Origin of the sequence: Virgibacillus aidingensis, assembly GCF_010994035.1 — a bacterium.
Taxonomy (GTDB): Bacteria; Bacillota; Bacilli; order Bacillales; family Amphibacillaceae; genus Virgibacillus_N.
Map to the genome: position 1 here is coordinate 1 of NZ_WIXN01000016.1, position 23818 is coordinate 23818.

General features: G+C 43.1%; 19 protein-coding genes and 1 pseudogene. 16 read left to right on the top strand and 4 right to left on the bottom strand.

Translation table 11 applies throughout. The features are described 5' to 3' along the window. Nucleotides 1-77: 77 nt before the first annotated feature. On the top strand, nucleotides 78-2804 hold the full coding sequence (locus GHD25_RS13555) for an MBL fold metallo-hydrolase (RefSeq protein ID WP_164217720.1): 2727 nt from the start codon (nucleotides 78-80) through the stop codon (nucleotides 2802-2804). A gap of 306 nt (nucleotides 2805-3110) precedes the next feature. Here the strand turns inward: GHD25_RS13555 and GHD25_RS13560 are convergent, their stop codons facing one another. After that, nucleotides 3111-3461: a hypothetical protein gene (locus tag GHD25_RS13560; protein WP_164217721.1), complete on the bottom strand. Its 351-nt coding sequence runs from the start codon at nucleotides 3459-3461 to the stop codon at nucleotides 3111-3113. Nucleotides 3462-3755: 294 nt separating this feature from the next. Here GHD25_RS13560 and GHD25_RS13565 point away from each other — a divergent pair, with 294 nt between their 5' ends. The 5 genes from GHD25_RS13565 to GHD25_RS13585 all read left to right on the top strand — a co-directional run bounded on the left by GHD25_RS13565 (nucleotide 3756) and on the right by GHD25_RS13585 (nucleotide 7478). Further along, complete coding sequence (locus GHD25_RS13565) at nucleotides 3756-4181, top strand: YwqH-like family protein (protein ID WP_164217723.1); 426 nt, start codon at nucleotides 3756-3758, stop codon at nucleotides 4179-4181. Continuing rightward, the gene (locus GHD25_RS13570) at nucleotides 4178-4459 is read left to right on the top strand and encodes a YwqI/YxiC family protein (protein ID WP_164217725.1); all 282 of its coding nucleotides are present in this window, start codon (nucleotides 4178-4180) and stop codon (nucleotides 4457-4459) included. Before GHD25_RS13565 ends, GHD25_RS13570 begins: the two co-directional genes overlap by 4 nt. 40 nt (nucleotides 4460-4499) lie before the next feature. Next, nucleotides 4500-6278 carry an LXG domain-containing protein gene (locus tag GHD25_RS13575; protein ID WP_164217727.1) on the top strand — a complete coding sequence of 593 codons (1779 nt, stop codon included), beginning with the start codon at nucleotides 4500-4502 and terminating at the stop codon, nucleotides 6276-6278. Between the two features lie 48 nt (nucleotides 6279-6326). Continuing rightward, a complete protein-coding gene (locus GHD25_RS13580) occupies nucleotides 6327-6725 on the top strand; it encodes a hypothetical protein (protein ID WP_164217729.1) in 399 nt (132 codons plus the stop codon). 429 nt (nucleotides 6726-7154) lie between these two features. Beyond that, complete coding sequence (locus tag GHD25_RS13585; protein ID WP_164217731.1) at nucleotides 7155-7478, top strand: hypothetical protein; 324 nt, start codon at nucleotides 7155-7157, stop codon at nucleotides 7476-7478. A 150-nt stretch (nucleotides 7479-7628) separates the two neighbouring features. On the opposite strand, the gene GHD25_RS13590 is transcribed toward GHD25_RS13585, so the two are convergent. The 3 genes from GHD25_RS13590 to GHD25_RS13600 all read right to left on the bottom strand — a co-directional run bounded on the left by GHD25_RS13590 (nucleotide 7629) and on the right by GHD25_RS13600 (nucleotide 13098). Beyond that, nucleotides 7629-8228: a pyroglutamyl-peptidase I gene (locus GHD25_RS13590; RefSeq protein ID WP_164217732.1), complete on the bottom strand. Its 600-nt coding sequence runs from the start codon at nucleotides 8226-8228 to the stop codon at nucleotides 7629-7631. A 109-nt stretch (nucleotides 8229-8337) separates the two neighbouring features. Further along, entirely contained in the window at nucleotides 8338-11328 is a 2991-nt protein-coding gene (locus tag GHD25_RS13595) for a M14 family metallopeptidase (protein WP_164217734.1), read from the bottom strand. A gap of 162 nt (nucleotides 11329-11490) precedes the next feature. Continuing rightward, nucleotides 11491-13098: a glutathione ABC transporter substrate-binding protein gene (locus GHD25_RS13600; protein ID WP_164217736.1), complete on the bottom strand. Its 1608-nt coding sequence runs from the start codon at nucleotides 13096-13098 to the stop codon at nucleotides 11491-11493. A gap of 403 nt (nucleotides 13099-13501) precedes the next feature. Between GHD25_RS13600 and GHD25_RS13605 the strand changes: the two genes are divergently transcribed. The 10 genes and pseudogenes from GHD25_RS13605 (at nucleotide 13502) to GHD25_RS13650 (ending at nucleotide 23812) form a co-directional block, all read left to right on the top strand. Then, a complete protein-coding gene (locus GHD25_RS13605; protein ID WP_164217738.1) occupies nucleotides 13502-14368 on the top strand; it encodes a Cof-type HAD-IIB family hydrolase in 867 nt (288 codons plus the stop codon). A 529-nt stretch (nucleotides 14369-14897) separates the two neighbouring features. Continuing rightward, complete coding sequence (locus GHD25_RS13610) at nucleotides 14898-16946, top strand: BglG family transcription antiterminator (RefSeq protein WP_164217739.1); 2049 nt, start codon at nucleotides 14898-14900, stop codon at nucleotides 16944-16946. A gap of 25 nt (nucleotides 16947-16971) precedes the next feature. Continuing rightward, the gene (locus tag GHD25_RS13615; protein ID WP_164217741.1) at nucleotides 16972-17460 is read left to right on the top strand and encodes a PTS sugar transporter subunit IIA; all 489 of its coding nucleotides are present in this window, start codon (nucleotides 16972-16974) and stop codon (nucleotides 17458-17460) included. After that, the gene (locus GHD25_RS13620) at nucleotides 17460-17747 is read left to right on the top strand and encodes a PTS sugar transporter subunit IIB (protein WP_164217743.1); all 288 of its coding nucleotides are present in this window, start codon (nucleotides 17460-17462) and stop codon (nucleotides 17745-17747) included. Before GHD25_RS13615 ends, GHD25_RS13620 begins: the two co-directional genes overlap by 1 nt. A gap of 212 nt (nucleotides 17748-17959) precedes the next feature. Then, the gene (locus GHD25_RS13625; protein WP_164217745.1) at nucleotides 17960-19222 is read left to right on the top strand and encodes a galactitol-specific PTS transporter subunit IIC; all 1263 of its coding nucleotides are present in this window, start codon (nucleotides 17960-17962) and stop codon (nucleotides 19220-19222) included. A gap of 87 nt (nucleotides 19223-19309) precedes the next feature. Next, nucleotides 19310-20341: a zinc-binding dehydrogenase gene (locus tag GHD25_RS13630; protein WP_164217747.1), complete on the top strand. Its 1032-nt coding sequence runs from the start codon at nucleotides 19310-19312 to the stop codon at nucleotides 20339-20341. A 116-nt stretch (nucleotides 20342-20457) separates the two neighbouring features. Next, a pseudogene (deoC, locus tag GHD25_RS13635) lies at nucleotides 20458-21103 on the top strand (deoxyribose-phosphate aldolase). Nucleotides 21104-21602: 499 nt separating this feature from the next. Continuing rightward, nucleotides 21603-21779: a hypothetical protein gene (locus GHD25_RS13640; protein ID WP_164217749.1), complete on the top strand. Its 177-nt coding sequence runs from the start codon at nucleotides 21603-21605 to the stop codon at nucleotides 21777-21779. 43 nt (nucleotides 21780-21822) lie between these two features. After that, on the top strand, nucleotides 21823-22866 hold the full coding sequence (locus GHD25_RS13645) for a galactitol-1-phosphate 5-dehydrogenase (protein WP_164217751.1): 1044 nt from the start codon (nucleotides 21823-21825) through the stop codon (nucleotides 22864-22866). Nucleotides 22867-23068: 202 nt separating this feature from the next. Next, nucleotides 23069-23812: a DeoR/GlpR family DNA-binding transcription regulator gene (locus GHD25_RS13650; RefSeq protein WP_164217753.1), complete on the top strand. Its 744-nt coding sequence runs from the start codon at nucleotides 23069-23071 to the stop codon at nucleotides 23810-23812. Nucleotides 23813-23818: the final 6 nt, after the last annotated feature.

Genomic DNA, 23818 nt, shown 5'->3' on the forward strand with positions numbered 1-23818 from the left:
ACATATACTAAACAGGTTTTTAAGGAATTTATAGGCTGGAATGAAGAGCCTAAATATAATATACGAGGTGATTTAACATGAACATATCCGTTCTGGGAGGGGGAAATGAAATTGGTGCTTCCTGCCTTCATATTGAAATAAATAATACGAGCATAATCATCGATGCCGGGATGAGGATGCATGGGGATAACGTGCTGCCGATGCTTGGCATGCTGGATGATTTAAATAAGCCGGAAGCAATTCTCGTCACCCATGCACATGCCGATCATATCGGTGCACTGCCGATTGTACACAACCTTTATCCCGAAGCTCCCGTTTATGCGACACCGCCTACTGCCGATCTGATGCAAATCATGATGAAGGATTCCTTCAAAATCCTGACTGAACAAACGAGGATTTCGGAAACATTAATGCCATACACGGAAGAACAGATGAGTGTCCTGCTTAATAATCTGCGTGTTTTCCCGGCAAACGGCATACTGGAAATCGGCAATTTGAAAATTACCGTATACCAGGCCGGGCACATTCTTGGGGCAGTGATGTTTATGATTGAATCAGAAGGGGAGAGCCTGCTGATTACCGGTGACTTGTCTTTTCGGAGCGGGCGGACGATCCCCGGTGCAAAAGTGGCAAAAAACCTGCAGCCAAACGTCGTTGTTATGGAATCCACCTATGGAAATCGCATGCACACAGACCGGCACACCGAAGAAAAACGGCTGGCTGAAAATGTGGCCGACACGATCGAAAATGGCGGATTTGCCCTAGTTCCTGCTTTTGCATTAGGACGAGCCCAGGAAGTCATGCTCGTGTTACAGGATTTTATGGAAAAAGGGCTGATTCCATCTTTTCCTATATATGTTGATGGACTCGTCACCCCGGTCAGCCGGATTTATAAAAGCTATCCCCATTACCTGAAAGGGCCTGTCGCACACCGCATCCGGACAAATGGTGATGCCTTTCTGACAGAAGGGCGCTGCATGGCAGTCAGTGCAAAGGACCGCAAAGAAATTATCAACGGAAAGCCCGCTTGTATCATCGCTTCCTCAGGCATGCTGACAGGCGGCGCCAGTGCTTGGTATGCCAAACATATTGTTTCAGATAAAAAGAATGCTATATTTCTCACAGGCTACCAGGATGAAGAGAGTCCGGGAAAAAAATTGCTCGCACTTGCGGAAGGCACGGAAACGACCCTTGATATTGACGGAGAGACCCATCAAGTACATGCCAGGGTTGATAAATTTGGGTTATCCGCTCATGCGGACGCCAGTGAAATGACGAGATTCATTGAAGCCCTTGAGCCGGCTTACACGCTTCTCGTCCACGGGGATGATGAAGCACGAACGACCCTGGCAGCTAAAATTCATCCGAAATACCACCCAACATTAGTGGAAAATGGAGAAACTTATCCATTTAAAAAAAGAAAGTCCGGTCAGGGCGTGGTCGGGAAAAATTATCGGATTAACCGGGAGCAGGAGCGGCTGAGACAGCTGATTGGAAATGTACTGCTTTATAAAAAAGAGGGGGAAGAGACGTTAAAGATTGGCCTTTGTCAAAATGTACACCCGAAAACAGCCATTCTTTTTATGGATAAGCCAAAAGGAAAAATAGACAGAATTGAAGCAGCGCAAGTAGTGGAGAATATTGGTAAATGGAACCTTCCCATTGAGGAGTTCCAGGAAGCTGCAGAGAACGTATTCTCTTACAGCCGGCCCTATTTGGAGAAAATAAACTGGGATCTGGCTCCGGAATATACAGCATCATTACAGGAATTTTTTCAAAAACTGAAAGTAAAAAATGCTAAACAGCAATTTGCAGTGGCATTGGCACTGCAGAGCATTCCGGATAAACATCGTTTTATTGATCCGGAAGGGACAAACGGTTATAAACTGACAAGTGAGCTGCGGCGTAAGCTCAGCAATTTGGATATGCCGGTCCAGGCAATTAAAATGAACGCAAATCACGCCATGGATATGGTACGGGAGTTTCTAAAAGATCATCCGCGCTTTTTGAAATGTGGTGTCCAGGAAATGGGCACGGAGTCGGAGCATATTTTGCTTTCCTTTGATTTTCCAAAGGGCATTACGGATCAGGAGCGGAAAGATATCGAAAATCAAATCATGCATGATACAGGCTGGCCGGTTGTATTCTCCGATTCCGTAAGACATGAAGCTTTCCAGCCGCTTTTAAGCCAGCTGCTCGAACAGCCTGCCGATATGCCGTCTGTGCATATCAACGAAGGGCTTGTTGTTACAAAAGATGCAAAACCGGAAAATGCACATCGTGTGATGGAGTCATTTGCAAAGATTACCGGGTTTACCCTGCAATTTGCCGAGGATGGTGCAGCCCCAACGGTAGAGACCGGGCAAGCGGGCAGAGTATTTCGGCCGGCGGAGAGACGGGAACGGATGGAAAATAATCAAGCCATTCAAACAGCCAAGCAATATGGAAAAGAATTTGGTGTAACCATTTACAAAGCCAGTATCAAAATGCAGGGCAGTGAACCGTTCATGGAACTCCATTTCATTTCACCTGAAGTGGCAGATAATTTCGGGGAAATGATGCAAGCACTGAGTGATCAGACCGGCATGAATGTCCAGCCCGCCAAACAACCGAAGCAAAATGAGATTATTCGCATTACTAAAGAAGCCATCCCGTCAGCCTGGAATTTAAAAGGAAACCCGTCCATTCACATGGATAAGGCTAAGGTTTCCATTAAAATTCCTGTAGAGCCATCACCGGAAGATTGGGAAACAGTAGCAGGAACTATTAAAAAACAAACCGGATACCAATTGCAGTTGAAATAGTAAATGGGATCGGAAGTCTGTTGTTGTGGGGCACAAGCAGCCAGCAGGAGATGAAATCATGGGACAGGATGATGTGCCGGACGGAAACCGGGCAGGGGCTGGATACCGGGAAAAAGGATGAAGGCTTTTTGGCTTTATAATATACAGGGCTGGTCATAGTAATTTGTATGATCAGCCCCTGTATATTTAATGATAGGCAATATTCCGGTTTTGATGCCAGTACTTGCACTGCAAGTAGATATAGAGGAACAAATGAAGTTTGATCTGAGAAGTAATGTAGAGGCGTTGGTCATTATTAAATAAGAACTACTCCATCCCCATTGTATTTTTGATTCGGCGAATATCTACTTTGTTTGCCCATGTGTCTTCCCGCAAGAGGTCCAGGTTTGTCGAAACAACATCGATTTTTTCCTTCACATCACCAAACTCTTTTGCATTGGCAATTTTCATGCCGTCCATTTCTGCCTTTAAATACTCTTGCCCCGTCATCAGAGCATGAAGTATTTCTTTGTTTTCCCTGAATTGAGCACTATGCTCTTCCAATTTTTTATCATGTTCACCAAGAATTCGTGTATGTTCGTCCAGCTTTTCTCCATGCTCACCCAAAGTGCCCATGATTTGTTCAAGCATGCCAATGATTTGCTCTTCCTTTTCCATATCATTTCACCTCCTTTGAACGTATTATAGCACAAAAAGATGCGAACATAATACGACATTTTTTATTGAGTTAAAAAAATGTTTTTAGATAATTCAGATCGGTTTCAACAAATATCTGCCAGGGAATCCTCATACTTTTGACCTGCATATCCGCCGGATGTTATTTGGTAAAGAAACAAAAATGGGTTAAAAGTCCCCTATAAAATTCCTCTAATTTCCAGTATGATGTAATTATTAGAATAATATGGCACCATATGTATAATCGAAAAGGATTAGGTAAAAAGAGGTGGAACCATGAGTGCGGATTTGTATTCGATTAATTCAGAATTGATGGAGGTGCAACGGCTCATAGGTGCGCAGAGCTTAAGTCTTGCCGGCCAAAGAGAGAAATTGAGCAGACTTGAAAAGGCACTGAGGGATTTACATAACAGTAAAAGTGATTTTTATGAAACGGAAGAAATCTGTTCCAAACCCGGGTTTGCTGCGAAAACATTTCATGGAAATCATGCCAGGGATCTGACTGAATTGAAGGAAGGGGATTTAAGGAAAAGCTTTGCATACATTCCGGATCATCAGATTGCTGCCGTGGAAGATAAAATCCAGGAGAAAATCAGGATGATTGAAGGAGAAATGAGAAGTTTGAAAAGCAGTATATCTTCCTTGGAATCCCGGCGGAGCACATTGCAAGTCAGGAAGCAGGAGGTGCAAAGTCAGACATGAGTGAAGAAATTAAGGTGGATGCTGTTGTTGCCAATCGGGGCATTGCTGGTATGCGTTCAGCAGCAAGTGTTATGCCAACCAAATTCGCCAAAGAGATTAAAGGGGAAAATGTTCTTGATGCTGTGCATGAATATAATGAGATCAAACACGACTATGAGTCTATTTTGACGCAATTTGAGAAGGTTTTTCACGAGCATTTGCAGGCGGCCGGAGAAGCGGTTGAAAAATACAGGGTAACGGATCAGCATGTGGCCAATGGGATTAGAATGAAGAGTTAAGTAGATGAGAGAATGCCAGAAGCTGTTGGGGGTGTCATGTTTGAAAGTTTTAGATGTAGATTCATTGATGAGCGGTCTTGAAGAAGGCATTCGGGACATTGATGATGTACATGAAAAGATAAGCGCAGTTCAGCGGTCCATTCGCGACTTTTTTGCGATGGAGGACGCGTTAAGGGGAAAAGGCGGGGATGCCATCCGTTATTTTTTCCATGAAGTCCATCAGCCTTTTCTTATTTTCCTGTATCAGTCCCTGCAGGATTATAAAACGGTGCTGAAAAAAATGCAAAATTCCGTGGAAGCCTTTGAGCCAAACCCAAATGGGCTCATCAGACAGGATTTCCTGGAAAATGAAGTGACCGACGGATTTGACAAAGCGAAAGATCGGGCGATGGCATTAACCGATGATGCAAATGGTATCATTGGCAGTGTGCAGGATCTTGTTGCGGTTGACCGAATCGATGATACTGCAGTGCTGGAAAGTGTGGATCGGGGGAAAAAGAAGGTCAGGAATATCGTGGAGGATTTGAATGCGCTTGATAAGTCACAGGTCCAGGCGATGACATCGGTTCGGGCGGATTTGCAGACGATGAAGCGTTATCTGGCTGATGTAGAGGCGAAGGTGGAACGTGGGGATTTGTCACCTGATAACTTTAATTTTGGTGTGTTACGGGATGTGGAAGGGTATTCTGCGATGATGGAAGAGATTTATGGGGAAGAGGAGTGGCAAGTGCCAAGAGAAATCGCCGCTAAGTTAGCAAATGGAAAAACTTTATCACCTTATGAGCAAGATGTGCTTTATGACTATTTTCAAAATGAATTTCTTAATGCGGGAAAAAGAAAAGAAATTGAAGAAATTGCCGGTTTTATAAATGAAAAAGATATAGATAAATTGACTGAAAGGCTTAATGATAAGGTTGTCATTTCTGCAGATGCATTAGAAGATGAAATGGTCATGATACAAGCATATGTTTTCCTTGGCAACCATATCCCGAGTGAGACCAATGTGGATTATTATGACCGCAGTAAATTGGAAGCTTATTTAATGCTTCTAAAAGATTTACACACGCGCATGGTTGATGGTGATAGCGTAATTCAAGTAGGTAAACTTGAATATGAAAAAAACCATCATAATATTTCTGGTCATTTTTTAGAATCGGTAATAAAACAAGTTGAGTATAATACTAGTGGGGATATAATGAATAAGGAAGAGTTTCATGAATGGGTTTTTAATGACCCTGATAATTATATTATGCCCAGGATTGAGTCTACGGCAATAACATACGCTACAGGGCCGCAAGCATCTACCAACATTGAGGAGAATGAATTAGAAAACTCAAAAAATGAATATGCTAATTATGAAGAGAATTTTATAGTTACAAATATAGTAAATAAAGTTGTTTCGGAATTAGCAAAAAAAGCAAACATCAGTGGCTTTGTAGAAGCTGCTAAAACAGTTGTTGGATTCGATAGTGAAAAGAAAGAAATGGGGGGAGATATTAAGGTAGAAGAAGCTTTAAAGGTAGCAGATAGGTTAAATCTTGAAATGGCTATTAGTGAACAGGGAAATGGTAAAGAATTGAACATTCAATTCTATCCATTAGATGGAACCTTTGAAAAAATGGAAAGATGGAAGGAATTACATAAAGAAAATCCTAATCTTTATTTTCCAAATAAAGAGATTAATTCGCATGATTGGTATGCTATCGGGAATGAACTGAAAAAAATACAGTTAGACTATGGATCCAAAACTTATGCGTATATTTATGATGGAAGTGAAAATGGAGAATCTATAGAAGTTTTGGCAAAAGGAGAAAAATAGATAATTGATTTTAAACCAAATAACTAAACATTGTAAGGAGGGATAGGTATGAAGAAAAAAATGAAATATTGCTTACTCCCTTTACTTTTAATAATCCTGATTGGCTGTAGTGCTAAAGTGACAGAAGAGGATTTAATTGACGGTTATTGGGTAGCTACAGCAGGCTATCAGGATGGTGAATCAAGTGGAGAACCGTATTGCTTAGATGTTGTTACAGATGGCCTCAAATTTAACAGCAATAATACTGTTTATGTCGAGGTATATGACAGTGACTTTTCATATTGGCTGGAAGATAATGGTGATGGAATTGAAATTCACTTTAGAGGAGAAGAATTCGGACTTTATTTAAGCTATTATATTGACAAAATTAGTGAGGATGAGGTTGGCTTAACAGGTAAAGGAGATACACAGAGCGAAGAATCATGTTTTTTAGAGCGGCAATATTAAAAAAGTAGCCTGATATCTAAAATGAAGGTGAGCCTAGTGAAGAGAACTCTTGCGTACTTACTGCTTTTCACGGCCTGGAGTTTAAAGATGAAGGTATTGTATATATTGAGGGATTTGAGAGTGATTTTAAGTATTGGTTAGAAGATTCTGGATCGGAGATTCACTTTGCTGGGGATGAATTCGGCCTTTATCTTATTTATGAAATTGAAGAAATGAGTGACAATGAGATAGTTTTAACATCAGAAAAAAATAGGGATTCGAAAGTAGAATCCTGTTATTTAGAACGGCAATAATTACTGGCATTTTGTAATCAGTATCTTTGTTAAGAAAATAATGATATTTTATACGGAGTGTTAAAATTTGCGGAGAATGAAATATTGTTTATTACTTTCCCTACTTTTAATAATCCTGATTGGCTGCAGTGCTAAAGTGACTGAAGAAGATTTAATTGGAGGTTATTGGATAGGTACTGCGGGATATGAAGATGGAGAACCAGCAGGTGAGCCTAATTGCATGCCTTTTGACGATGGAATTGAATTTAAGGATAAGGAAACAGTATATGTCGAAACTTATGACACAGACTTTTCATATTGGCTGGAAGATAATGGCGATGGAATCGAAATTCATTTTAGAGGAGAAGAACTTGGAATTTATCTTAGTTTCTATATAGATAAAATAAACGAGGACGATATTGGTTTATTAGGAAAAGAAGACATTCAGAGCGAAGAATCCTGTTATTTAGAACGGCAATGATAAAGAGTTGAAAAGAAATGTAACTATAATAAGTGAATTCCTATTATCTAGTGTATTTTACTTACTAACTAACGGGCCAACTCCAAGGAGTCAGCTGCCCCCATATCAATAAACTAAGATAATAGTAAAAGGAGGGGGCGGCCCCTCCTTTTACAAACACTCCACACACAATTCCACTGCCCGGTTCAAATCCTCCTGAGACCAGCTTGGCAGCTTTCTTTGCTCGATGGCCAATGCATGGGAAGCCGGGATATGAATGAAACCGGATGGTATGGTTAATTCATTTTTCCTCATATAATACAGACCGTGATACATGACGTTATTGCATAAATAGGTGCCTGCCGTATTCGAAATCTCTGCAGGCAGTCCGGATTCTTTCAGGCGTTCTGCCATTTGGTCAATAGGCAGTGTCGTAAACATCCCATCCTTGCCGTCCGGGAAAATTTTTTCGCCGTTTGGTTTCCATCCGTTATTGTCCTCAGGACCGTCGTTACAATTGATGGCAATTCTTTCAGGAGTGACTTTATGCCTTCCGCCTGCAAGTCCAAGGGAAATAACGGCATCCGGTTTTACATCTTCTATCGCTTCCAAAAGCTGCTCCCCGCTTTTGGAGAAATCAACCGTCAGAATTTCTCCGTGAATGAGATAATCGTTGACGACTGTCCCGGATAAACTTTTGACCACTTCCATCGTCGGGTTGACGGGATAGTCCAAAAAGGGTTCAAACCCTGTTAATAATAGCTTTTTCATGTAACTCACCTTTCTATTGCTGCAAACGTACGTGAAGGGAACTTGCATTATTCCCCTCAAGTACCTTTCCGGCTGAATTGAAAAAGATTCATCATCCAGCCTGCTTTATTTATTCTTTTATGTTCAGCGGCCGCACGCGCGAAATGCTTACGTTATTTTCCCCATATGCTTTTTGGATGGCCTGTACATCTTTATTAATCCAATCCACGGCACCCAGATCAAACAGCTGCTGCCCGTCCTTGCATATTTCCAAAGTCTCGCCGTATACAGTTTCATCTGCGGCTTCTGAGATCAACTCCGCGCTTACCCATTCAGGGAAGCGTTCAATCCCATTGACGGAGTCCGGATGTACTTTTGTATTCCAGTGATAAAAAATAAATTCCTCCACCAGCTCGATCGGAAATAGCTCCGGCATAAACTGATGGCCATATTTTTTGTATCTATCCAGCCAGTATTGGTTCAGCTCATGAATCTTTGTCCCGCTGACCTTTGCCTGGATGGACTGCGTAATCTGATTTAAAATTTCCGTGTGCTGCGGGTACTTTTCTTTATCAAGCTGGCGGGCGATGCCGTACAGCATGGCACTTGGGATCCAGAATGACATGTTAAACCTTGGCGGAATATGATACCCGGCAAAAGGCTGTGTCCACTCATGGCTTGGGATGCCGTGATTATCAATCAGGATGTCCGGTGCCCAGCGGTCCATGATTTTTGGCAGCACATTTGCTTCCCCGAATACCGAGTCTTTATATCTCACATGGGAAAATTCCAGCCCAACCGCATTATACCTTGCCGCATGCAGCTTCCACTCCGGATTATCTTCTGCCATCCGCTGCTGAAGGGCGGTCCCGTCCGGATTGGCGCGCGGGATCACGACCAGATTGAGATGCTTCAACAGATCCGGGTGCTCCTTATCCAGACTGTCCAGCATTTCCATGACTCCCGGTGTACTGGAGACCTCATTCGCATGATGACCTGTTTCGATAAGCACTGTCGGCTTATGTACAGACAGCTTAATGGCAGAATAATAGTCCTCTTTTATATCATGGAAAAGCTCATAAACAAAGATTGGCCTGCCACGGTAGGAATAGTCGGCCAGCCACGGGCGGAACTCCGCCGATTTTGGCTTTGGCAGGTCATCAGGCAAAGGCACAAAACCGTTTTCCTTATGTGTATCCAGAGCGATCCTTTGCGGCGTTTCATCGACAAGGCATTCCGCCCATAACGGATGCCTGTGCCCGAATTGGAAGCCCAGTTTTGTCGTTGCAACCGATGGTCTTTCCCGTTCCGACCAGGCATACGCGGTTATTTCCGCGCTTGGCTTTTCTCCCGGAGTTACTTTCATGAAAGGATAGACCCCGCCAGGTGTGATGTACGGTTTATCCGCTGTTTCCTCCCCCTTGATGTGAAAGTAATCCAATGTATTAAAATATACATCCTCATGCAGGGCTTCCAGGGAGGAGATGCGTTCTTCAGCAACAGGAATTTTCATTTCTTCCTCGCTCAAGCCGGCTACGATTTCAATCCGGTCAAATAAAGGTTTTAATGTGCCGCTCAGTTCATCGGAAACATCCGCTTTCTCCCAGAGCTTTGGCAAAATTTCTTCCATATAATATAGATAAAAGCGTTCCCGGTCAGTTTGAATGATGGCATCTACCAGGACTTCTCCATGCTGCTCTGCGAATAAATGGCTTGTAGTCGGGTAGCTGTATTTATTTTCTTCCACATAAGGCACTTTGGAGACCGGAATGGAAATGGCATCCTCCGTCAGTGTTTCCCCGTTACGGCCATAAGCGGACAATCGATATGTAGCATCCAATTCTTCGGTTAGTTCAAACTGAATGCTGGACACATCAATGTTTAATTTTTGCGCAATCATTTCGTCAATCGGGTACATTTCCTGAATCCAGCGGATCGGCAGTTCCAGCCCGTCTTCTCTTTCTTCTTTTAAACAATAAATTGTTACAGCGTCAACCTCAGCATCCAATGCAGTTAAACGGGGCAAAATTTCTTCGGTTACCCAAAAATATCCCGGCTTAAATGCAGATCTTACCTGCACGTCACTTTCGGGGAATTTGTCACGGATTTTTGCTGCCACTTCATCCCTGATCTCTTTGGCATCGGATAAATAAACGGTCATCCGGATTGGTTCCGTTTTATTCACTTTTCCATCCAATTGGTCCATAAGCTCATCCAGCTCGGCTCTTTCCCCTTCATCCTGCCAGGTGAAGTGAAACAATTCTTCGTCCTCATTTGCCATGGCATGGAATTGACGCTCCCATGAACCGAAATGACCTTGAAAACGCCAATGTTTTTCCCGGAAAAAATAGGAGATTGCATTTTCCAGTGCATCATTTTTCCCTGTAAAATGAATCTCGTTATCCATTAATGCTACTGTTGCTTCTTCCTTTTCGTTTGCTTCAAAGTGAAGCGCAAAAGGATGGGTTGACAGATTTCCCGTCATCGGAAAAGCGAGTTCCGTAGATTCCATGCCAATCCTTGCTGCACCATAGCAAATTTCAGTCCAGCCCAGTTCCGATAGGCCATCTGCTGCATGGATAGTAACCGCCTGCTTATTATGCGGGCTTGGTTCCGGACCGTGCAGAAATCCAACATCATGCCAAACATCGCTCAAGCTATGTACCTTGTAATGAATGTCGGTGTGGCCAGGCTTTTTATCCAAAGGCCATTTCTCACCATGGATCACAACAGCATCATCATCCAATGAAATTTTGCTGACAGGCCCTTCGTTTGGAGTGAAATCCTTATGCCATTTGCCTGCTAAAAAACGCAGCAATTCGGACATGCTTTCGATATCTTTATAAAATATAATAATTTCATTCGGTGATACACATTCGATGGCGGTTTGTTCATCATTTTGCACAAATTCAAGTTTATTGGCATACCGGCTGTTTTCCCGGAAAAAATCAAAGGACAGACTGGTGGTTTCAAAGCCCAGCCTGGCACAAAAGTCAATCAGCCCCGGTATAACCTGATGCTTGTCCAACTTGATCGAAAGGTTTACTTGATCAGCAACACCGTCATGATTTTGATCCTCCACAAACCCGCCTATTTCCCATATACCCCTTAAGTCATTCATATCCTCACCTGCTTACCATTGTTTTGCGATTGCTTTCATATCGCCGGAAAAAATCAGATTACATGGACAAACCGCATGAACTCAAGTGCTGATTTCATGCGGTTTGGTTCTGTTATTTATTTTAAAACAATTTGAACTCAGTCTCTACTATTTAATCCATGATTAATTTTCCAAATAAACATCTTTCAGCATCAAATATTGAGTCGGCAGCTGCTCCAGACCTTTTACCTCATTCCGTACACCAAGCAGGTACTCGGTATAGTGAAGAAAAATATTTGGTGAAAGATCCACAAGTGTTTCCTGCAGCTCGCGGTACACTTCATGCCGTTCTTCTTCTTCAAATGTTTGACGGCCTTCTTCGAGTAAACTGTCTACCTCATCATTTTGCGTGAAAGTCCGGTTTCCTGGTGCCCCGACATTTTGGGAATGATACAGCGGGTATGTGGCATAGTCTGTATCTCCTGTACCTGTAACCCAGCCAAGCACATACATCTCATGATCGCCATTTGCAGTTGCTTCCAGGTACGCACCCCATTCGAGCACTTCAATGTTAATGTCGATGCCGATCTCTGCCAGCTGTGCCTGGACGTTTGTAGCAGTATCGATACGTTCTCTGGCATCATTTGTCATGATCGTTGTTTCAAAACCGTCTTCATAGCCTGCTTCAGCGAGCAGTTCTTTTGCTTTTTCAATATTATGCTCCATCCCGGATGCATTTTCATCATAACCAAGCACTCCCGGAGGAATAGGTCCTACAGCGGGTACGGCGTATCCGTCATAAATGCCCTCGATGATTTCATTTTTATCTACTGCCATGGAAATGGCTTGACGTACACGCTTATCATCAAACGGCTCCTTGCTTGTGTTAAAGCCAATATAGGCGAGGCTCACACTTTCCTGCTGCTGCACGTTTGTTTCTTCATGTGTTTCAATCTGCTCCACATCAGACGGGCTGAGCGGATTTGTTATATGGGAATCTCCGGTTTGCAATTCCGCAACCCGCGTCAGGTCTTCACTGGTCACTTTAAAAGTAACAGAATCAAGTTTGGCAGGTTCTTCCCAATAATCATCATTTCTTGTTAAACGCACGTATTCGCCTGGAACCCATTCGTCAAACTTGAAATATCCTGTACCTATCGGGTTTTCATTAATGACCGTTCCCGGTTCATCCCCATTTTCCATCGCCTGATAATCTTCATCAATTAAATCAGGTGATACCATGCCGCTGACCGGATGCGCCAGATGGGCAGGGAGGGATGCAAACGGATACTCCGTAGTAAAGCGGATGGTATAGTCATCCACCACTTCAATGTCGGTAATCATTTCAAACAAGGATGCCTGGGAGGATGCTACTTCCGGATCAAGAATCCGTTCTACATTCTTTTTCACTACATCGGCATTAAATTCTGCACCATCATGAAAAGTAACCCCTTCCTGAAGTGTGAACTCCCACACGTTGTCTTCCACAGCTTCCCAGTCTGTAGCAAGGCTCGGAGTTAATTCCATATCCTGATTTTGTTTAATTAACGTTTCAAAAATGTTAATCTGGACATCGTACGAAGGGATGTCATTGGAACCATTCGGGTCAAGGGATACAGCGTCCGACGCTTTAGCAATAACTAAATCCCCTCCCTGACTCTCCTCCGTCTCTTCTCCACCGGATGCATCTGAGCCACTATCATCGTCCGGTTCACTTGCACAAGCTGTAAGTACCAGGCCCAAAAACATGACCATTATAAAGTAAGCGATTACTTTTTTTGTCAAATTCATAGTTGTTTACCCCTTTTATATGTTTTTTTGTAAATATAGAAATGGCTGAGATCATTATAATAGAATCATAAATAAAAGACAATTGATTAATTCTTCAAATAAATGAAACACTGGGGCGGTTTTTCTGTTGCAGTGTTTATTCCTAAGAGGGAAAGAGGTGGTTGGGAAAATTCGAAACTGATTTCTGACGCAGGAGCGACTGCCTACCGGCTAACATAATAAATCATTTTGTAAAGTTGCCGGATTTAATTCACAGCAAATATTATGCTCAGCATGCCATTTCATTCGGATGAACGATCACTGAATCCAGCAAAAAAACACTGCTCTGCAAATAGAAAAAATGGATATATCCCTAAATGAATGAGATAATATGCACGTAATCAAGCAGACAAGGAGAAATGAAATGAAATTAATTGCTACGGACTTGGATGGAACGCTGTTGGATGAAAATGGTTTGGTCAGCGGGGAGAATGCTGCTGCCATAAAAAAAGCAATAGATCTTGGAATAGCGTTTGTGGTGGCGACCGGCCGGAGTTTTGATGCCGCCAATTTACCGCTCCAACATGCAGGATTGCGTGCTCCCATTATTTCCTTAAATGGTGCAAACACGTATACTGCGGATAAAGAACTGCTCCGGGATATACCTATGGATGCAGCGCAGGTAAAGATGGTACATGATGCGTGCCTGGAAAAGGACTTGTATTTTGAAGTATTTACAAATAAAGGCGTATTTTCCACAAGCAGGGAATACTTTCTGGGGGTAATGCTTGACATATTAAAGTCAGCAAACCCTAATCTGCCTGAAGAGGAGCTCCGCAAAACAGCAGAGCTGCGCTTTCAATATGAGGACGTTGAATTTATTGAAAGCTATGAATCAATTTTTGCTGATAAAGAGATAAACGTGTACAAAATTCTCGGCTTTTCGATGGAAAAATCAAAGCTTGATGCTGTCCATAAACAATTAATCAATGAAAAAGGCATAGCCATTACTTCCTCAGGCGGGATCAATATAGAGTTTAACCATGTGGAAGCACAAAAAGGGACTGCGCTGGAGCAGTATGCGGACAGTCTCGGTATTCAAATGAAAGATGTGATGGCGATTGGTGATAATTTAAATGATGCCAGCATGCTGAAGACAGCCGGCCGATCTGTTGCCATGGGCAATGCAGCAGATGAGATTAAGACCCTCAGTGATTTTATGACAGGGAAAAATACGGAGAATGGCGTTGCGGACGCGATTGAGGATATGCTGAAAGAAGTGAAAAATTGAATAAGGGAGGGGAAGCTGCAATGAAGCGGCTCTCCTTCTTGCGTTTCAATTGTTCACCAGACTTTTGAAAATCACTAGTGCCGCTGTGAAAGTCATCATCCTCCCCGGAAATTTGAATGTGCGCCAAAAAAGTTGCTCTCCCTCTCAGTAAATTCGCTCACGCAACCGTTAAAAGCCGCCAGTCCCAGTCTAAATTCGCACACACCGCACAAAAGTCGCCCTCCCGTTTAGTAAATTCGCTCATACCACCGCAAAAGCCGCACGCTCCAGCCTAAATTCGCTCACGACCCCAAAAGTGACTCGAGCCCCTGCAAAAACTGCGCCTTTTCCCCCAAAAATCACCCGCATCACACAAAAAAATTCGCTCCCGACCGTCATGAAACAAACCCAGCAATCAAAGCAACCTCTGATTCCACTACAGCACATGTAAATCACACTAATGTACAAAAAATGTTCGAAGTATTCAGATGAAAGCGTGTTCAGCCGGTATTATTTCAGTGATACAATGATTAATGAAAGAGGGATGAGTATGAAGCTGGATGATCGCAGCAACACCGTTCTGGACGAATTAATAAATAATCCAAGTACAAATAGTAAAGACCTTGAGAAGAAGTACGGGTTAACGAGAAGGCAGCTTGGATATACGATGGATAAAATCAATCAGTGGCTGCTGGAGAATAAACTGCCCGTCATCGAGAGAACGAGAAAGGGCCATTTTATTATAGACCAGTCAGTGTTTACCGGTTTTTCCGGTAAGCAGAAGCCTGTAATGCAGGATATCTCGATTGTGAGCGAGAAACAGCGAATGTACATGATTGTGATGATGATGCTGAGTCAGAATGAATTATCACTCAATCATTTTACGAGCGAATTAAAAGTAAGCAAGAATACGATACTTGCAGATCTTAAGCGTGCCCAGCGCCTGGCGGAACAGTTTGGTTTGGCGATTCGCTACTCAAGGCGGGCAGGGTACTTAATTGAGGGCAAGGAATTTCATGTTAGAAGGCTGCTTACTTACGTTGTCGGTAAAATGCTGGAAATGCCTTCCGGCGATGAACTGCTTCTCCGTTTAGCTGAAATTAAAAAAACGGAAATCAGCAAATTACATCATCGCATCGAGCTGGTGGAACAGAAGCTGAATCTGAAATTTACAGATGAAAAAATGACGATCATGCCCTATATACTGGTATTAGTTTTGCGAAGAATAAACAAAGGACATGCCATGACATCCTTCCATATTGACTATGAAACTTTATCGGATACAAAAGAATATGCTGCAGCCGAAGAAATTTTATATGATGTGAAAGAAATTCCTGCAGAGGAGCGGCTGTTTATTACGCTGCACTTTTTAACAATGAATGTTCATTCCTCTGAACTTTTGACAGATCATGCCGCTCCAAAGCTGAAGCAGGCAGTAAATGATATGCTGCGTTTATTTGAGAAAAAAGCCATTATATTTTTTCAGGACAGGGAGCAATTATTACATAAATTATTACTGCATGTCAGACCGGCATATTACCGGATCAAATATCAGCTGACCGAGCTGAATGACCAGCATGATTTAGTAAGCAAAGAGTATATGGAACTGCATCATTTAGTGCAGCAGTCAACACAGCCGCTGGAGGATTTCATCGGGGAAAAAATTCCCGAAAATGAGACTGCTTACTTGACGATGCTGATTGGCGGATGGCTGACAAGGCAAGGGGACAGCATCCAAGAGAAAACCAAGGCAGTCGTTGTGTGCCCCAAAGGTGTTTCCGTCTCCAGGCTCATGTTCAGTGAATTAAGAGAATTATTTCCGGAATTTATATTTCTTGATTCCCTGTCAGTAAGGGAATTTAAAAACTATCAGCTGGATTATGATATTGTATTTTCCCCGGTATTACTGGATACGGATAAAAAATTTTTTCAGGCAAGCTCTTTTTTAAGCAAAGCGGAAAAGCATGTTCTGCGCCGGCAGGTAATGCTGGAGATGTTTGGGTATCTTCCGACGGAAATTGATATGGACGAACTGATGGCGATTATAGAAAAGGAAGCCGTGATTAAAGACGACAGCAAGCTGCGTGATGATTTATACCGCTATATACACAGGGATGAAACAGCCTCCATTAAAAAGAAGGAAGACATCACACGAACCCTCACGTTGAAGGACTTGATTACACCGGATACGATTACCCTGAAAAACTCTGTTGCGTCATGGGAGGAAGCGATCCAAGCTGCCTCAGAACCGCTGATTGCAAGCGGCGCTATCCAACCCGAATATGTCGATGCAATGATCCATCAATATGACAAAGATCCATACATTGTAATCGGTCCAAATTTCGCCATCCCCCATGCGGCACCGGATGAAGGCGTGAACGAAGTGTCCATGAGCCTGCTGCGATTGAAAGAAGGCGTAGATTTTACCGAGGACTACTCGATCAACATCATAGTTGTCATCGCAGCAGAGGATAAGCAAAAACATCTGAAAGCATTAATGCAGCTGATGAAGCTGGCCGGAGACGAAGCTGACAGACAAGCGATCATTCAACATGACACGAAAGAAGATATATTTGAAATAATAAAAAGCTATTCTTAGGAATTTGAAGAAAGAGGTGCGGTAAATGAGCGGGATTTATTTTGATGAATCCATCATATCTGTTGATTTGGAGGCGACATCATCCGAGGATGTGCTGCGCAGCATGGGCAGAAATCTTTACGATAAAAATCTGGTAAAGGAAACATTCACACAGGCAATCATTGACAGAGAGGACGAATTTGCAACAGGTCTCCCGACAAGCGGTGTTTCCGTTGCTATACCACATACCGACACCGAACATGTGAATGCCAAAACAATCAGTGTCGCCACATTAAAAGAACCGGTTGATTTCGGAGTGATGGGCGGGGGCCCGGATGAAACAACGCCGGTAAAAGTTGTTTTCCTTTTGGCAATGAATGATTCGAGCCATCAACTGTCCCTCTTGCAGCAGTTAATGCAGGTTTTCCAGGATGAAAAAACGTTAATGACCCTGGCAAATGAAAAAGATGCTTCACATATTAAACGTATACTCATAGAGAAATTATCTTTGGATTTTAAAGGAGGTGAAGCATAATGGCGGAAACAAAACAAGTATTGGTAGCTTGCGGTGCAGGTATCGCTACATCCACCGTGGTTAACAAAGCTATTGAAGATATGGCAAAAGAACATAATCTCAAAGTGGATTTAAAACAAATTAAAATTGCCGAAGTGGGCAGCTACGAAGAATCAGCTGACCTGCTCGTAACGACTGCAATGACAAAAAAGGAATATCCATTTCCGGTAATCAATGCACGTAACTTCCTTACTGGAATTGGTGTGGAAGATACGAAAAAGGAAATTTTGGAAGAGCTTAAAAAGTAATGACAAGGCTTAACCAGCTTATGTATGCTGGTTAGCCTGCCACCTTCTTTACCATATAATCATGAAAACGCCCAAACAATGAATTTGCCTGCAGAAACAACTATTGGATTTATATACTTATCATACTGAATGGCAGGGCAATCAAACTATTAAACTAGCATGTATTTTAAATTTAAAATATTAAAAAAATGAAGAGCAGGGAGGAAAACTCGATGGATGCTTTTGTAGATTTTATACAAGGCTTTCTGGATCTGGGGGCGACTGTAATACTTCCGGTGGCCATCTTTTTATTGGGGCTGTTTTTCGGCCAAAAACCCGGAAAGGCCTTTCGCTCCGGTTTAACAATTGGGGTAGCATTTGTAGGTATTTTTCTTGTCATTGATTTACTGGTCCTTAATCTCGGACCGGCTGCGCAGGGGATGGTTGACCGGCTGGGAGTCGAACTGAATGTCATTGATGTAGGCTGGCCAGCAACATCCACCATTGCCTGGGCTTCTGTAGTTGCCGCATTTATCATTCCGCTGGGACTTGTGGTAAACGTAGTAATGCTAGTTACGAAAACGACAAAAACGATGAACGTGGATATTTGGAATTTCTGGCATTATACCTTTATGGCAGCCATGGTATACGCTATTTCCGGAAGCATTGTTCAAGGACTGATTGCAGCAGTGCTGTTCCAGATTGTCTGTCTGAAAGTTGCTGACTGGACTGCCCCAATGATGCGTGACTTCTACGAATTGCCTGGCGTTTCCATTGCAACAGGAAGTACGATTTCCTATGCACCGGGAATCTGGCTTGTCAGACTGCTGGAAAAAATTCCTGGATTAAACAAGCTGAACGCTGACCCGGACACCATTCAAAAAAGATTCGGCGTTTTCGGGGAATCGATTTTTATCGGTTTAGTGCTTGGTGCAGCCATTGGGGCACTGGCAGGATACGGTGTCGGAGAGGTTATTGAAATCGGAATGGCAATGGCCGCGGTGATGGTATTAATGCCGCGCATGGTAAAAATTCTGATGGAAGGGCTTATGCCTGTGTCCGAATCTGCGAGGGAATGGCTGAATAAACGCTTTGGTGATAAAGAAATTTACATCGGGCTGGACGCAGCAGTAGCACTTGGGCATCCGGCTGTTATTGCTACAGCTCTTATTCTGGTGCCGATCACCGTCGTAATGGCGATAATTTTACCGGGGAACGCACTGCTCCCATTCGGTGACTTGGCAACCATTCCATTTATCGTCGCATTTATTGTAGGTGCTGCCCGGGGGAACATTGTACACTCCGTGATTGTAGGGGCAGTTATGATCGCGATTTCCCTGTATATTGCAACAGATGTCGCGCCGATATTTACACAAATGGCAGAAAGCGCACCAAATTTCAATATGCCTGAAGGGTCTGCCATGATTTCCAGTATTGACCAGGGCGGTAACATTGTGAACTATGTGATTTACCAGTTGTTTCATTTATTTAATTAATGCTGGCCGAGTAGAGGGGCGTTTTAGGCAATATGCCGCCTCTCTTTTGGAAGTATTTCTCTACAACATCAGGAGGAGGAATTTTGCATGAAATCACTTGTAAAAACAGACCATGGATACGGCAATCTGGAACTGCAGGATAAACCGGTTCCTGAAGCCGGCAAAGACCAGGTGAAAATTGAAGTGAAATATGCCGGTATCTGCGGCTCTGATATACACACTTATGAAGGGCATTATAAAGTCGGGGTGCCGGTTACCCTTGGGCATGAATTTTCCGGCGTGGTTGTCGATGTCGGTGAAGGTGTTACAGAATTTAAGCCGGGCGATCGTGTGACATCGGAAACAACTTTCTTTATTTGCGGAGAATGTGAATATTGCCTGACGAAGGATTATAATTTATGTCCGTACCGTAAAGGCCTGGGCACCCAGCAGAATGGTGGATTTGCGAAATATCTCGTTGCCAGAAAAGACAGTGTGCACCATCTGCCCGAGAATGTGGATTTCAAATCGGCCTCAATGACAGAGCCGCTCGCCTGTACGCATCATGCGGCAGAAAAAGTGGATATTCATGATGGTGATCTGGCTGTTGTAATCGGACCAGGACCGATTGGTTTATTCATGGCACAAGTTGCAAAAAGCCGCGGGGCAAAGGTGATGATAACCGGTTTGACCAATGATAAAGTCCGTTTGGAAAAAGCGCTGGAACTTGGCATGGATTATGCAGTGGACACACAGAAGGAAGATATTAATGCGATGGTCAATGAGTTAACCAATGGCTATGGAGCAGATATTGTATTTGAATGCTCCGGTGCAGTACCCGCGGCAAGACAGGGGCTCGGCTTATTGCGAAAAAAAGGCCAGTATTGCCAGGTCGGGCTTTTTTCCAAGCCGGAAGTGGATTTTGATTTGGAAAAAATAATCCAGCGTGAAATCCGTGTGGTTGGAAGCAGAAGCCAGAAACCCGCTGACTGGGAACCATCCCTCGAACTGATGAATAGTGGCAAAGTTGATGCAAAATCACTCGTTACCCATGAATTTGACATTACAGAATGGGACAAAGCGTATGACGCCATTAAAAGCGGGGAAGCAATTAAAGTTCTTCTTACACCGGTTGATTGATCAGGAATGGATCCCCGTTTTCAAAGCCATTAATGACTCGGAGCGTTTCTGATTCATTACCCATGGAATGTTATTATAAGGAGTGATCCAGTGTGGAAAAGCAAACACTTATTGATATGATAGACTACACTTTATTAAATCCGACAACGACAAAAGCGGAGATTGACAAATTTTGTGAAGAGACGATGGAACACGGGTTTAAAACGGTATTTGTAAATCCCCACTACGTCTCGCACGCATATTCCTTGTTGTCACCGCACGGCATTAAAGTAGGCGTCCCGATTGGTTTTTCCCTGGGCGGTGCGACCTCCCATGTAAAAGTGGAGGAAACGAAGGAAGCAATCGGAAACGGTGCTGAAGAAATTGATATGCTGATTAACCTGGGCGCATTGAAATCCGGGGAATATAAATTGGTAAAAGAAGACATTGCTGCAGTGGTGAAAGGCCAATGGCTTGACGACCAAAGTCATAATCGAAACCGGATTATTGACGGATGAGGAAAAGGTAAAGGCAACCGAGCTGATTATCGAATCAGGTGCTGATTTTGTAAAGACGGCAACAGGATTTAACGGCGGCGGTGCAACCGTAGAAGATGTGAAACTGCTGAAATCAGTGACCGGAGAGAAAATCGGCGTCAAAGCAGCCGGCGGTGTGAAAACATATGCCGATGCTGTAAAAATTATTGAAGCCGGCGCCAGCAGAATTGGCGCGAGCGGTGCCATTGCTATCGTGACAGGCGGGACTTCTGCAGCATCTTATTAGTTGTGATTGCCGGCTTTTGCTGCAGATGGGCTGTCGAGGGGATGGATCGGGTTTCTGAAAGGAACAGCTAAGTTTTTTCATTGCCTGATTTGAAGGGTGGCATGCCGAGCATCGGTTTGTGGCCATGCGGGAAATTATTTCTTTAGGAAATAGAGAAATAATTGAGTAAACAGAAACCCGAACATTCGTAAACTGTGTTTGAAACTCGCTTCGAAAATATACATAGACTGCTGGGCTGCGTATACTTTCCGGAGCTGATATGGCAGATTGTTTGCCATTTCCATGCTCATTCCAAGTACTGTCCCGGCCTTTTAAGTCATCAAGTTTTGAAATGAGCCGTATAGAATTCCGGGAAATACGCTCGGAGCCCAACCGAATGAGGAACCAGCCCCTTTAGCAATATAGCAGCGTCCCTGTCCCCGACCCGAATGAACAAATAGAAACAGCGAGTTGGTTAAATGCGATATCAACAACATTCCTGTGAAATGAGGGTAACCAAATGATGGATTCATTTTTAGATTTAATGCTTGGTCCAATGCGGATGATATCTGATTTTTATTTCGAACACCAGATGATTTTTAACACGATTATCGTCGGTCTTGTACTGTTCAAAATCTTTTTTGGCAAAAAAAGAGCAAGTCAACAGGAGGGGAGTCCTGCGTTTCACAGAAAGTGAATCACTAGAACGTCCCTAAGCTGCAACAGGAAGGATGTTGTAAATGAAATCTTTAAAATTATACGGAAAACAGGATATTCGTTTTGAAGAAGCAGATAACCCTGTAATTGAAAAGCCGGACGATGTCATTATAAAAGTGAAGACAGTCGGCATTTGCGGATCGGATATTTCCCGTTATCACAAGCTTGGCCCTTACGTGGAAGGAACTATTTTCGGACACGAGTTTGCCGGAGAAGTTGTCGAAACAGGGGAGGGGGTAACGAGTGTAAAGCCCGGTGACCGAATTGCCGGATGCCCTGCATTCTATTGCGGACAATGTGCAAGCTGCCGAAAAGGAGAAGTGGCACGCTGTGAAAACCTCCATGTCATGGGTGCCTATCACCCGGGTGCATATGCAGAATATGCGAAACTCCCGGAAGAAAATATCGTTCCAATCCCTGACAATGTCGACTTTGACACAGCTTCCATGGTGGAACCTTCTGCCGTAGTCGTCCATGGTCTTTACCATACAAGCCTGCATCCCGGGGATGATGTCGCCGTGATGGGCTGTGGAAATATCGGTCTTTTGGCGGTGCAATGGGCAAAGGTATTTGGTGCGAAAAGGGTTTTCGCCATAGATATTGAAGACAGCAAGCTGGAAATAGCGAAAGAGCTGGGTGCTGACGTACTAATCAATTCCAAAGAAAAACCCGCTCATGAACAAATTCAGGATTACACGAATGGCCATGGTGTCGACCTTGCTGTGGAATCAGCCGGATCCGCCATTACTTCCGCACAGGTTTTTGCCCTTCCGAAAAAAGGCGGGGAAGTCGTATTTATGGGAATCCCGTATGCAGACGTGAACATCGAACGGTTTTATTTTGAAAAAATCGTCCGCAGCGAGCTACGCGTCCTCGGCTCCTGGAATGCCGTTTCCTCCCCATTCCCCGGAAAAGAGTGGACTGCCTCCGTACATTATATGAGCACAGGCCAAATTAAAGTCGACCCAATCGTCACCCACCGGCTCCCACTTGAAAAAGGACCAGAAACATTTAATAACATCATAAACAAAAAAGAAAACTTCGGAAAAGTCCTCTTCCATCCATAAGAGTGAAATATAGGGACGGTTCTCCTGTTGCAGTTTATTGAATTATAAACGTGTGCAGCGGAAGAACCGTCCCGTTGTTTCCACAAATTCCTTCTTCATACGAACAAAAATAAAAATTTTATTGTTGCATCGTAAACGTTTGCAGTATATAATAACAATATAGAACAAAAGCAAACATTTTCGAACGTCAGGGGGTGGATAAATGAAGGAAAGCCGACAAAATGAAATTATGGAATTAATCAACGAAAAAGGCTTTATCAAAGTGAACGATGCTGCTGATTTACTTAACGTTACAAAAATGACGATCAGAAGGGATCTCCTGGAACTTGAAAAGCAAGGTGAAGTTGTCAGGATTCATGGCGGCGCTAAACTAAAAACAAAAGATGATTATACTGAATTGTCTCATTTAGAAAAAGTAACATTAAACGTTAACGAAAAAAAACACGTGGCCAAGAAAGCTGCAGAGTTAATAAATGAAAATGATGCTGTTTTCATAGGGCCCGGTACTACCACTGAGTTTATTCATGATTATATTAATGTAGATTCAGCAACCATTATTACTAACTCCATATCAATCTTTAACCGCTTTCAGGATGAACAAAAATTTGATGTTATTCTAATCGGAGGGAGATTAAGGGAGCGAACGAAAACTTTCGTAGGATATTTTACGAGTAATTGGATAAAGGATATTAAAGTTCAAAAATCCTTCATAGGCACGAATGGCATTTTTAATGGCAATATAACGACTGCCGACGAAGAAGAAGGTGCATTACAGCGCACCATTATTGGAAACTCGCATCAGAATTATATTGTAAGCGACAGCAGTAAGTTTGGTGTTGAAGCTTTCCAGGTCATTTGTTCAGTTAATGATGTGACCGCCATCATTACAGATGATAAGGTTTCAGATGCTGATAAGGAAAATTACAAAGGTAAATTAATCATCTAACAGCAA